The organism is Companilactobacillus bobalius (genome assembly GCF_002179915.1).
GTDB classification, from domain to species: Bacteria; Bacillota; Bacilli; order Lactobacillales; family Lactobacillaceae; genus Companilactobacillus; species Companilactobacillus bobalius.
Window position 1 is genome coordinate 177,876 of sequence record NZ_MYFM01000004.1, and the last position, 12,211, is coordinate 190,086.

The 12,211-nt window shown below is 34.2% G+C and carries 12 protein-coding genes; 3 read left to right on the forward strand and 9 right to left on the reverse strand.

Annotated features, from left to right (window positions below; genetic code table 11):
• Nucleotides 1-101: 101 nt before the first annotated feature.
• Nucleotides 102-863 (reverse strand): YibE/F family protein, encoded by a 762-nt coding sequence (locus tag LKACC16343_RS07470; RefSeq protein WP_056954970.1) that lies wholly within the window; start codon nucleotides 861-863, stop codon nucleotides 102-104.
• A 2-nt stretch (nucleotides 864-865) separates the two neighbouring features.
• The gene (locus LKACC16343_RS07475; protein WP_056954972.1) at nucleotides 866-1,936 is read right to left on the reverse strand and encodes a YibE/F family protein; all 1,071 of its coding nucleotides are present in this window, start codon (nucleotides 1,934-1,936) and stop codon (nucleotides 866-868) included.
• A gap of 377 nt (nucleotides 1,937-2,313) precedes the next feature.
• Between LKACC16343_RS07475 and trpX the strand changes: the two genes are divergently transcribed.
• From trpX to LKACC16343_RS07490, 3 genes are read left to right on the forward strand one after another with little or no spacing between them, the layout of a single operon-like run.
• Nucleotides 2,314-3,321: a tryptophan ABC transporter substrate-binding protein gene (gene trpX, locus LKACC16343_RS07480; protein ID WP_056954974.1), complete on the forward strand. Its 1,008-nt coding sequence runs from the start codon at nucleotides 2,314-2,316 to the stop codon at nucleotides 3,319-3,321.
• Nucleotides 3,318-4,208, forward strand: coding sequence for an ABC transporter permease (locus LKACC16343_RS07485; RefSeq protein WP_056954975.1), 891 nt, complete (start codon nucleotides 3,318-3,320; stop codon nucleotides 4,206-4,208). The genes trpX and LKACC16343_RS07485 overlap by 4 nt, the downstream gene beginning before the upstream one ends.
• On the forward strand, nucleotides 4,205-4,954 hold the full coding sequence (locus LKACC16343_RS07490) for an ABC transporter ATP-binding protein (RefSeq protein ID WP_056954977.1): 750 nt from the start codon (nucleotides 4,205-4,207) through the stop codon (nucleotides 4,952-4,954). Before LKACC16343_RS07485 ends, LKACC16343_RS07490 begins: the two co-directional genes overlap by 4 nt.
• A 48-nt stretch (nucleotides 4,955-5,002) precedes the next feature.
• Here the strand turns inward: LKACC16343_RS07490 and LKACC16343_RS07495 are convergent, their stop codons facing one another.
• The 7 genes from LKACC16343_RS07495 to LKACC16343_RS07525 form a co-directional block, all read right to left on the reverse strand.
• The gene (locus LKACC16343_RS07495) at nucleotides 5,003-6,142 is read right to left on the reverse strand and encodes an SLAP domain-containing protein (RefSeq protein WP_056954979.1); all 1,140 of its coding nucleotides are present in this window, start codon (nucleotides 6,140-6,142) and stop codon (nucleotides 5,003-5,005) included.
• Nucleotides 6,143-6,335: 193 nt separating this feature from the next.
• Nucleotides 6,336-8,378: a BglG family transcription antiterminator gene (locus LKACC16343_RS07500; protein WP_056954981.1), complete on the reverse strand. Its 2,043-nt coding sequence runs from the start codon at nucleotides 8,376-8,378 to the stop codon at nucleotides 6,336-6,338.
• 73 nt (nucleotides 8,379-8,451) lie between these two features.
• Nucleotides 8,452-9,078, reverse strand: a complete 627-nt coding sequence (locus tag LKACC16343_RS07505; RefSeq protein WP_056954982.1) for a beta/alpha barrel domain-containing protein — start codon at nucleotides 9,076-9,078, stop codon at nucleotides 8,452-8,454.
• Nucleotides 9,079-9,087: 9 nt separating this feature from the next.
• Complete coding sequence (gene dapA / locus LKACC16343_RS07510) at nucleotides 9,088-9,981, reverse strand: 4-hydroxy-tetrahydrodipicolinate synthase (RefSeq protein WP_082604612.1); 894 nt, start codon at nucleotides 9,979-9,981, stop codon at nucleotides 9,088-9,090.
• 12 nt (nucleotides 9,982-9,993) lie between these two features.
• Nucleotides 9,994-11,253, reverse strand: a complete 1,260-nt coding sequence (locus LKACC16343_RS07515) for a PTS ascorbate transporter subunit IIC (RefSeq protein ID WP_056954984.1) — start codon at nucleotides 11,251-11,253, stop codon at nucleotides 9,994-9,996.
• Nucleotides 11,254-11,292: 39 nt separating this feature from the next.
• Complete coding sequence (locus LKACC16343_RS07520) at nucleotides 11,293-11,580, reverse strand: PTS sugar transporter subunit IIB (protein ID WP_056954987.1); 288 nt, start codon at nucleotides 11,578-11,580, stop codon at nucleotides 11,293-11,295.
• An 18-nt stretch (nucleotides 11,581-11,598) separates the two neighbouring features.
• Nucleotides 11,599-12,066 carry a PTS sugar transporter subunit IIA gene (locus LKACC16343_RS07525; protein WP_056954989.1) on the reverse strand — a complete coding sequence of 156 codons (468 nt, stop codon included), beginning with the start codon at nucleotides 12,064-12,066 and terminating at the stop codon, nucleotides 11,599-11,601.
• Nucleotides 12,067-12,211: the final 145 nt, after the last annotated feature.

Sequence of the window (12,211 nt, forward strand, 5' to 3'; positions counted from 1 at the left end):
AAACAATTAGCTTTTCAGCAATCAATTACAAACAAAAAAATCATACCAACAAAGGTATGATTTTCCAGCTATAGCAACGTTTTATCATATATGTGTAAAATTTAATTATCGGTTTTCTTTAATTTAACCTTATTAGCCTTGTGATAGACCAAAAAAGATGTAATAGGAACCGTTAAAATCACACCAATTGTACAAATTAACGTAGTCAAAATCTCGGCCACGACCAATTTATCATTCAAAATATCAGTAAATTTATACCCTAACGAATGAATTAGAAAAAATAAAGGAAATGTTGCTGAAAAGAAATTGAACAATAACGTATTCGTCTGCGTGTTAAGAATTTTATTTCCAACTGAAAAACCATCATTAAAAATTTCTGTTGGTGTTAACGTAGGCTTATTTGAAACAATTTCATTCAAACCACTAGTGATAGCAACACTAGTTTCCGAAATGACACCTAAACTATTAATCACGATGATGGCAATTGCTAATTGTGGAAATGAGATTCCAGCCGCCAAAGAGAACGATTCGAGTTCATCTTGATTTTCAGGACCCATTCCTTGGGCACTAGCCCAGTACTCCAAAGGTATCGTAATCAATAAGATGAAAACCATAATCAATAATGAGGTTTGAAAAGCTGTATTGGCGGTATTGCCGTTTTCGACATTCATGTAAATTGCAACAACCAATATCACAATCGCAATAATACCCGTTGTAACTAAAATATTAAATCCATCGGCTATCAAAACTAATAATGCTATTACCGATATGACGTTGATTCCCAATCCAAACAGCAAAGTCAGACCACGAGTACCAGTCACCATCAGTAATAGAACAACGAAAGTTGCAAATAAATATAACATGACTACCTCCTTGTGATCACTTTACTTGAAATAAAACTAGTTACCGGAACAGTTAGAACAATACCAATGGCACTAATTAACAATTGGGCTATCCCCAAACTCAGAGTCATATTTAAGGTGTAACTAACTGAATTGCCATTACTCAAATAGAGTAAAACGACATTTAAATTCTCCGCTATAACGATAAAAAGCAAAATATTGATTAATGGACCAATTAATTCGCGGCCAATATTGATACCGGATTTAAATAGTGTTTTAGCTGAAACATCAACTACTTCCTTTTTCATTTCAATTAATGATGAGGAAATATCCATTGTTTCATCCAAAATAACGCCTAAAACACCAAACAAAACTTGTGATAGAAAAACACCCAAGTAAGGTTGTAATTCAAAATCATCTAATTCCAAATGCATTCCACTGTACCCAGTCATACTCAAAACAAAGACACTCAAAAGAATTGCCGCTGTTGTTGATATGACCGTACTTGAATAAGCCATTAACGCTGAATAGGTTGGTCCTAAAATAACTAATAGAGCCGTTGCAGATATTAGTAACGCCGTTACAACGGTTAGTGGAAGTAAGATACTGTTGTGTGTTCCAATAATTATTTGAAGATAACCAAAGTAAATTACTACATTGATCAAAACACTAATAAATAATTTTCGACGATCAAATTTCATACAGTACAGCAAGAACGTTACTAATCCAAAAGTAAATACTAACGGAGTATCACGTTTTACATTCTTAGCCGTATAGCCTTTACCACTCTTAGTTAAGATTACCTGTTGACCAACACGATACTTGGTATCAGTCAATTGTGAATTGTAATAAGTATTTCTAAACGATATCGTCTGCCCTTTTTTATCAGTATTCAATAGTTTTGCCCTGACCCTTTGGGTATATTCAGTATCGGTATTCTTGTATTCATCTGTTGAAGTCTGCTTACTAGTTATTGCAACATTCTCAACCTTTACAACCGGATCATGATATAAGAAACTATCAAAATAAGTTAATCCGGTTGCCAATAAGACAATCAAACCCACAATAACGAGTAAACGTATATTTTTTTTCATCGGAATCTCCTCGCATTTCTGCTTATGCCTACATTATATGTTTTTTTCAGAAAAAAAATTGTGACTTTTCTATGAATAATTTGTGGTTGACAATTTTAAGGTTATGAAATATATTTGAAACATCAAATTCGTTAGGAGATTTCATTATGAACAAAACATACTCTCTCAACATCGCGAATATTCGTTGGCAAAGCCGATAACTCAGATTGGTCCGATATGGATTCAGTCTGAAAGGATTGTATCCATGTCGGCTTATTAAACTATGATAATTTTAGAGCCCACATGGAATTTTGTAAAAAAAACCATGTGGGTATTTTGTTTTTTTAGGCAATCCCACAAACTCTGGGGTTGCCTTTTTAATTTGGGGGAATTTAACGATGAAACATACGAGAAGACTTTACGCAACACTAGTTGCCTTGGCAGCATTTTTAATCTTTGCATTCTTTTATACCGGACACGCTGATGCCCGTAAGCAGAATGCTATTCCAAAGGTTGGGGTTCTACAATTAATGTCACATCCAGCTTTGGACCAAATCAATAAAGGAATCGATGACACCTTGAAAAAGCACGGTTATATTGACGGCAAGAACGTCAAAATCGAATTTCAAAACGCTCAAGGTGATCAGAGTAATTTAAGAACCATTAGTAAACAATTTGTACAGGATAACGTTGACGTAGCCGTTGGTATTGCGACCCCTTCAGTTCAATCCTTGAAGAATGCTACCAACAAGATTCCGATCGTTATGGGGGCTGTTACTGATCCAGAAGGTGCAGGTATTATTTCTAATAATAAAAAACCAGGTGGCAATATTACTGGTGTATCCGATCAAGCACCACTAAAAGCTCAATTACAATTGATGAAAAAAGTAGTTCCAGATTTGAACACTATCGGTATTATCTATACTTCCAGTGACGCTTCGGCCACTAGTCAAATGAAAAAAATGAAAAAGTTGGCTAAACAAAATGGTATGAAAGTTGAAGTTTCCAGTATCAACTCAGTTAATGATTTACAACAAGTCGCAACTGCCTTAACACAAAAGGTTCAAACTATTTACGTTCCTACTGATAACACTGTTGCCAGCGGTATGAAATTATTGTCATCAATCGCCGCTAAGCAGAACATCGCTGTTTTCCCAGCCGCAACCACAATGGTTAAAGATGGTGGATTAGCTACAGTTGGTTTAAGCCAATATGAATTAGGACAAAAAACTGGTGAGCATGTCGTTAGAATTTTACAAGGTAAAGAAAAAACTGCTACAACTCCAGTTACTTTTATGCAAAAGGGTCATCTAATGTTAAACGAAAAAATGGCCAAGAAATTGAATATCCAATTTCCTGACTCATTAGTTAAAGAAGCTCAAAAGAAAGGACAAATAATCAAATGAATCTAATCGTATCTACTATAAGTCAGGGTTTCATCTGGTCAATAATGGCCATTGGTCTTTTCATCACATTCCGAATTCTCGATTTTCCTGATATGACCGTTGAGGGAAGTTTTCCACTCGGAGCCGTTACAGCTATCAGTTTAATCCAAGAAGGTCACTCAACACTCTTTGCCTTACTAATGGCATTTATCTTCGGATGTTTAGCTGGATTTGCCACTGCCTTTCTTTATGCCAAATTGAATGTTCCTATTCTTTTAGCTGGTATTTTGACAATGACCGCCCTCTATTCCATTAATTTGAGAATATTGGGAAAAGCTAATATGTCTTTAACTAAATCAAGAAATATTTTCACTGAATTTGGATTAAATAAACTACCAACTAACTTCAATGGTATTATCTTGGGAATTATTATTATTGCACTGATTATTTTCTTACTAATCATTTTTCTCAATACTGAAAAAGGTCAAGCCGTTATCGCCACAGGTGACAATGAGACCATGGCCGCTTCACTTGGTATCAACACTACTGTCATGAAATTCATCGGTTTGATGGTTTCTAACGGAATCGTTGCTTTAACTGGTGGCTTGATCGCACAACAAAACGGATTTGCTGACGTTAACATGGGTATTGGCGTTATCGTTATCGGACTTTCAGCCATTATTATTGGTGAAGTCATTTATCCAGATGTTCCATTAAGTATCCGTCTTATTACCATCGTTATTGGTAGTATCGTCTACCGCCTGATTTTGATGATTGTTCTTCAGTTAGGTTTCAATACCAACGATTTGAAGTTAATCTCAGCTATTATTTTGGCATTATGCCTTGCTCTACCAACAATTCGCGAACAGTTCCTAAAGACTATGAGAAACGGGGTTAAAACAAAATGAAACCATTACTAGAAATAAAAGATGCCGTCAAAACTATTTATAACGACGACGAGAATCTAAACATTCTTAACCACATCAATTTAACAATCAACCCTAAAGATTTCTTAGTCGTTTTAGGAACAAATGGTGCTGGTAAATCAACCTTACTTGATGCCATCACTGGTACCAACGAATTAAGCTCTGGAAAAATTTTATTGAATGGTAAGGATATTACCGACGAAAATTTAGCTAAACGCAGTCGTAATATTAGCCGTGTTTATCAAGATCCTAAATCCGGTACTGCTCCCAGAATGACCGTAGCTGAAAACTTATTGTTAGCCAAACGTCGTGGTTTACCTAGAAGATTACATTTACGCCATCTAAAAGAAAATATGAATGAATTTCAAAAATTGATTTCCAACTTACCTACTTTGGATAATCGTCTCAATACTTTCACTGAAAAGCTATCTGGTGGTCAAAGACAGACTTTGAGTTTCTTGATGGCAATCATTCAAAGACCTGAATTACTGCTCTTAGATGAACACACAGCTGCCTTAGATCCTCAAACTAGCAAGGATTTGATGGAATTAACTAATAAAATCATCCTTGAAAAAGAACTAACTTGTATGATGATCACTCACGATTTATCTGACGCTATGAAATACGGTAATCGCTTGATTGTTTTGAAAAAGGGTGAAATAATCCTCGACTTGAATCAAACTGAAAAGGATAAAATTAAAGAGAAAGATTTACTTCAATATTTCTAAAGAAAAAGGGCAATCCATTACGGATTGTCCTTTTTGAGTACTATTTAATTAGATAATTTCACTAACTTTGATCCATTGGTTAGTAGCAACACGATACATCTTTACACCGTTTTGAGTCTTCATCAAATCAGTTGCCCATGGTGTGTTAGGTCCTAATTTAAGATTTACAATAGCTTTACCGTTATCGTCATAGATTTGAGCAAAACCAGTATTCTTAGTTGTTACGGCTCTAACATCAGATTTTTGAGCTGTTGTATCAGCTGATGAACTGTTGTTATCTTTATCGTTTGTTGTAGTTGAACCTTCAACAAGGATGTCTGATAACTTCAACCATTCAGTTGTAGAAACTTGATAATAAGTTACTCCATTAAGAACCATCTTATTATTTGTTTGCCATCTTGAATCCTTGCTCAATGAACGGCTCAATACTTTACCATCTTTGTCATATAAATGAGCTAAAGGAACAGTAACTTTTACAACACCTTTAATAGGAATAATTCCATCGGCAGCACTCTTTGTTACAGTAACAAATTGAGTATTACCCTCGTTTTGTAGAGTTAAATCCTTACTTGTTGTTGTGTAACCTTCTGGCAATTGAGCGTCTGTTAATGAAACTTTGACTCCAGCTTTGTCACCAAAGATTTCGGTTCTACCAACTTCAGTTTCATCGGCTGTCTTGAAGATAACTGTATTAGAAACCTTCTTCGTTACGGGAACGTTATATTCTTTTCCTTCAACTAAATTGATAGTTTGCTCTGTATCGTTATCCCATGTACAGCCTGCAGGTAAGTTAGTCAACTTATAATCATTGCCGTTACCACCGTTAACTGTTTCTGAGTTAACCAATTTACCGTTTTGATCAACGTAATTAACCTTAACTGAGATCATTTTAGTAACTACGACTGACTTGCTGTCTCCATCGTTACCAAAAGTAGCCTTACTGCTGTCAGAACTTGTGTAGCCATCTGGAGCAACAGTGATCTTTTGACCCTTTGTTCCTTGATATGCTTTTGCTGGACTAATGGTATTACCATCAGCGTCAACGAATGTCACGTAATTTGTAACTGTTTGATCTGCTTGTGTTGTTGCTTGAGTAGCAGCGTTAACTGTTACAGGAGTAACGATTGTTCCTAGAACCATGCCAGAAACTAAAATTCCACTAAGTAGTAATGATGTACTCTTCTTCAAAATAACCCCTCCGTATTGTCTAATACTAAACACTTTAAATCTTAGATTAGTCAAACATATGTTTCAAGCTATATTACGTAATTTTATCAAAACGTTTACAATATTTTCTTCAATTATTTAACTGCTATCATATTATTCAAACAATGACTTAAGAAATAAAAACGTCTAGAAAGTGGATACTTTCTTAGACGCTTCAATATTTGTATATATAATTTATGACATCTAGTGAACTGCATTTTTCATCATCTAATATCTTCATAAATTTTTCATCACTGATTAAATTCATTAAATCATTCAATGCATTTAAATGATCAGTTGAATTAATAGCACTTAATGAAAATATATATTTAACTCGTTTATTTTCAGTTAATACAATGGGTTCTTTTACTGATAGAATTCCTATTCCTATTTTATTAGCTCCAAAATGTGGATTCGTATGTGGCAATGCAATATTAGGAGCTATTACAAAATCAATTCCATTATTGATTTGATTTAAAATTTTAGAAATATATGATTTTGTAATAATGTTATTCCTAAGAAATGGCATTAAACTAGCTTCTACAGCATCCCTATAATCAAGATAACTAGTGTGCAACTGGATATAATCTGGCTTAATTACATCTTTTATTGAAAGTTTATGAACATTAAATATCGGCTTGGATCTAAATATATCTTCAGATAAATCTTTTCTAATCTTTTTCAACATATCTGTATTACGAACATTATTGTTTATAACTTTCATTACTGTATCCAACGTAGGAGCAACAAAATTATTGGAAGAGAAATTACTATTAACCTTTTGCACAATTGCATACTTATCATCATCAGTCAAAATTGGATTGATTACAAAACACGGCTTACCCAATGTAAACAAATCGCTTCTATAAAATGTAGAGAATATCATATCAATTTCATCCAAATGATTCTTTAGCTCCGAATAAGGAAATGGCATCATAAATTTAATATTCGGAAAGATATTAGTCAATTGCAAATAGGCTAACGCAGAACTTCCGATACCATTCGGACAAACAATAGCTGCTGATAGATAATTTCTTTTATTCTGATTGGAATCATATATAAAACCAATCAAATGGATTGTTAAATAAGCAATTTCTTCATTAGGAACCTTACCTAGTTCATTTTCAAATTTAGCTATGGTTTGCGACAACAATTCAAAAATTTCACTATATTCCTTCATAACTTGCCTTGTTAAAGGGTTAGTAATGGGAAATTTAAATTGGAGTCTAAAGTACATTGATCTAAAATGTGTAAAAATTTGTCCGATAACTTTTTTATTATCCGTAAAATCTATTCCTGATATATCAGAAAATTTATCAACAATTTTTTCAGTAATATTATAAATATAATTATCAATATCAAAATTTTTCTCTCCACCAATACTCAAACAAAGTACGGTTGTAGCTATGTACTCAGCCGCATTTTTATTTTCAATTCCTAAAGAATCTAGTAACTCTTCAGAGAATCTATATTCATTAGTTTCACAGATATTGAATTTTTTTACATTAGTTGGAACATAGTTAGGCTTTATATACAATCGATCAATAATAATTGTCAGTATGTAGCAAAATTCCCTTAATCTGTTCTCCACAAATTTAATTTGATAATGTTCTTTTAAGTTTGATACTAATTCAAAAATTTCATTTAGACCATAACGGCAGTTAGAGTCTATAAAGTTATTTAAGAGTTCAGCGCGGTTCTCCATTAATTCACTAGAAACGTTCTTAATTAAACACATTCTAATTGCATCTTCGCGTCCATTTATTTTATAACCTGTTTTTCGATCATAACTTATTTTTAATTGCTGAGAGAACAAATCCAGTTCCAATTGTTTTAAGTCTTTTGAAACCGTTGACTGACTAACTCGTAACAATTCTTGTAAATGTACTAATGATAAATACTTATTGCTCGTTGAAAGTAACAATGTTAAGAATAGTCTTCTCTCATCATTGCTTAATACATACCTTTTTAAAGACATTAAATTCTCGGACACACGAATATTCAATAAATAATCATAAGTCTCACTAGGAATAGTGATATATACTCCGTCGGCATCAATTTCTTTTTTTCCTTTTTCATCTAAGTATTGGTTCAATTTATCAATGGAATACTCTATCTGCCTATCTGATAATGAAAATTTTTTTGTTAATTCATCCTTTGTTAACACGGGATTTTGAATCAACTTATCAATGATCAACAATTGTTTTTTATCTAGCACGTATAATCACCTTCCATTATCTAGCAATAAAACCAAAAGAGCCGTTACTTCCACTCTTTTGGTTTTGTTGATTTTATTTACGATATTCATCAATTTTATTTCTAAATTGTTGGGCACTCTGAGCAATATCATCCACAGTTCCTTTAGATAAGGCACCACCAATACCGACAATATCAGTTCCAGCTTCTAACCAATCTGTAATGTTATCTACTGTCACACCACCTGATTCGATCAGTGGTAAATAAGGAATTGGAGTCTTCATTGTTTTAATTAAGTCAGGGCCAACGATTCCTCCGTATGGAAAGATTTTGACAAAAGTAGCTCCTGCTCGTAAGGCATTGACAGCTTCCGTGACGGAAGTACATCCAGGAGCATATGGAATCTGGTATTGATTACACAATTTGGCAACCTCTTGATCAAATATTGGTGAATAGATAAATTGCGCACCTGCTTTAATAGCATCCTTTGCGGTTTCTCCATCCAATACAGTTCCGGCACCAACTAACAATTTATCCCCAAATTTCTCCTTTAAAGCTTTAATTGAATCAGCCGCACTATCAATGGTGTAACTGACCTCCATTACATCAATTCCGCCTTTAACAATACCTTCAGCAATTTCAAGAACACGATCAGTCGTTGCACGTACAACTGCTAATGCACCACTGTCATAAATACGATTCATATAATCAAGTTTTTTCATACGACACCTCTAAATAATATTATTAGTTCTGTAATAACTGATCATCCTGTCGATATCTTCAAGTTCATCGCTGTTTGGCATCATAACAGGATCTTTAGCTGGTCCAACGTTAATTCCACTAGCAGTTACCGTAGCTTTCAACGCAGATGGGGTCGTTCTTGTATGTAAAATTTTTCTCAACGGTTCAATTCTGCTCTGACATTTTTCAGCCATCTTCAAATTGTCATCTTGATAATATTTGTAGATATCCACATCATTTTGAGTTAATAAATTAGCCGTTGCAGCAATTGCTCCATCACCTCCGGCTTCTAATAAGGCCAAAATCTTCGAATCAGAGCCTGACAATACACCAAATTCCTTATTAGCTCGAAGTTTCAAATAACCCCGCATATTCTCAATATTTCCAGAGCTATCTTTTACTCCGACAATATTAGGATTCTTTGATAGTTCAGCAACTGTTTCAGGATCAATATTCACGCCGGTTTTCCCGGGCATGTTATAAAGAATGATTGGAACATTCACTGAATTAGCCAATTTTTCAAAGTGATTGATTAGTTCTTCTTGTGTAGGTGGTACAAAGTAAGGCGTTACCACTGACAATGCATCCGGATTCAAAGTTGCAATTCTCTGACTAAAAGCAATTGTTTCAGACGTACTATTCAATCCCGTTCCAACAAAAATTTGAGTTCTATGATTTACATATTCAATAACATGCTTAGCGAATGAAAACTTTTCATCTTCAGTTAACGAATACGCCTCACCGTTTGTTCCTAAAATAAAGATTCCATTAATGTTATAAGTTAAAAGTTTATCTAACAACTTATCTGTTCTTGAATAACTAATTTTTTGATCATCAGCTAATGGCGTAACCATTGCGACAATAATCCCTGAGACGTCTGTCAAAATATATCCTCCTTAATGAAAAATTCCTAAGAACCAATTTAATAGTGATCCTACAATGTTGTAATCGACATTTGGGAATGTTGATCCAGTAATGCCAAGTGATGAAAATGTTGGATAAAGTAATAAAGGTAAAAATGCTAATAATAATCCAACTATAAATGAACCTAGAATGGCGCCTCTCCAGCCACCAGTTGAATTACCAAAGATACCTGCAGTACCACCGGAGAAGAAACAAATATGTGCGGCAGGAATGATAACAATCGGGAACTTCAACATGACCATTACAACAATTGCTAATAAACCGGCTGTATAAGAACTTAGAAAACCTACTAAAACAGCTGTAGGTGCAAATGGGAAAATTGTTGGAACATCCAAAGCTGGACGTGAACCTGGAATGAATTTTTCTGAGATGGCAACGAATGCTGCTGTAATTTCAGCAAGGAACATACGAACACCTGTCATCAAAATAGAAATACCGGCTGTAAATGTTAAAGCTTGAATCATTGGGAAGACTAGCCAATCAGTTGTTCCTGATAACTTTGTAACGGCAATTTTACCTGCAGCGATTGCAGCAACATAAAAAATAATGATCATAACAACTGCAACACCCATTAGGAAATCCTTAAAGAAAGATAACCACTCTGGGAACTTGATATTTTCTGTTGTTTCATCTTTATGGCTTTTGAAAACATTGCCAATGAAACCGGATAGAGCGTATCCAATCATATTAAAATGAGCGATGGCTTGAAAATCTCCACCTGTAATCTTTCTCATGAATGGCTGACACAATTGTGGAAGTGCTGCTGAAACAAATCCTAAAATTGTTCCGCCAACAATGATAGCCATAGTATTACCAATTCCATGAGCCTTCAAAACAAGGGCTAGAACACAGGCAAAGAACAAACTGTGACCACCTGTGAAGAAAACATTTTTAAATGGAGTTATTCGAGCAAAGACAAGGTTCATAATGAACCCAGCAATTAGTGTTACTGATACTACAAATCCATATCTACCTTGAGCCAAGGCTGTAGCGGCTTCAGGAGAAGCAATAACACCCGTTAAATGAAATCCTTTTTGAAACATTGCGTTAAAATTCTGAAGTGAGGCAGTCATTGTACTGGCACCAACGCCAAAGATTAAAAATCCAATCGCAGTTCTAAAAGTACCTTTTAAAACATCCGTAGTTTTCTTATGTTGTGCTATTAAACCTATTAAAGAAACAATTGCCAATAAGATAGCCGGATTAGATAATAAACTAACTGTAAAATGCATCAATTTATCCCCCTCGGATTTTTTTATAGATAGAAATCACTAAGCTTGCAGTTGCTTCAATGCATCTGAAAGTTTTGTATAAATCTCATCTTTATCGAGAATATTCTTTATACCGACTACTACCTTATCGATTCCCTGTTCTTGGAGTTCTTCGGCGACATCACTTAATGCAATAACAATTGGTCCATCAAAACTTGGTAAACCATCTAATGATGAGTGCTCAACTTGAACTGGTAGATCATGTTCACTAATGACCTCATTTAATTTAATCTTTAACATCAAACTTGAACCAACACCTGCACGACATGCTACTAAAGCTTTAACCATAATAAATACTTCCTTCCATTATTTACCGATTTTTTGTTTTACTACTGAATCTTTTATATACTGTAAAATCTCACTAGGTTTTTGAGAATTCGATAATACTTGATAAAAATTATCATCTGTTAATAGATAGACCAATTCCTGCATTGCCTTAAGATGAGAATTGCTATCAGGTGCACTTAACGTAAATACGTATGACACTGGATCATTATCCGCATTGTTGAATTCAATAGCCGGCTCCAATACAGATATTCCCATTGCTAATTCTTTTGCCCCAGCTTTACCAGGCGCATGTGCCAATGCAACGTGTGGTGCTATCACAAAATATGGTCCATATTCATTTACAGAATTAATAATTTCATTAACATAATTGGAGGTAACAATTTCATCGTCCACTAATGGTTGAGCTGACAATTTAATGGCTTCTTTCCAATCGTGTGATTTAACATGTAATTTTATTAAATTCTCTTTTATAATTTTTTCGATCAATGACAACACCGCCTAATCTCTTTTACACGAGTTATTATATATTCGTGTTTGTAAGCGCTACAATAGTGATTGATTCCATCTTTTGTTACAAGTCGCACAATATTTACGATTTGCTCTTCTTAAAACTGGTTCCAATGCCCTATAC

Excerpts from the sequence above, each read along its gene's own strand:
- LKACC16343_RS07490 (WP_056954977.1), top strand. The coding sequence starts at position 4,205 with ATGAAACCATTACTAGAAATAAAAGATGCCGTCAAAACTATTTATAAC.
- LKACC16343_RS07475 (WP_056954972.1), bottom strand. The coding sequence starts at position 1,936 with ATGAAAAAAAATATACGTTTACTCGTTATTGTGGGTTTGATTGTCTTA.
- LKACC16343_RS07520 (WP_056954987.1), bottom strand. The coding sequence starts at position 11,580 with ATGGTTAAAGCTTTAGTAGCATGTCGTGCAGGTGTTGGTTCAAGTTTG.
- LKACC16343_RS07470 (WP_056954970.1), bottom strand. The coding sequence starts at position 863 with ATGTTATATTTATTTGCAACTTTCGTTGTTCTATTACTGATGGTGACT.
- trpX (WP_056954974.1), top strand. The coding sequence starts at position 2,314 with ATGAAACATACGAGAAGACTTTACGCAACACTAGTTGCCTTGGCAGCA.
- LKACC16343_RS07515 (WP_056954984.1), bottom strand. The coding sequence starts at position 11,253 with ATGCATTTTACAGTTAGTTTATTATCTAATCCGGCTATCTTATTGGCA.
- LKACC16343_RS07505 (WP_056954982.1), bottom strand. The coding sequence starts at position 9,078 with ATGAAAAAACTTGATTATATGAATCGTATTTATGACAGTGGTGCATTA.
- LKACC16343_RS07485 (WP_056954975.1), top strand. The coding sequence starts at position 3,318 with ATGAATCTAATCGTATCTACTATAAGTCAGGGTTTCATCTGGTCAATA.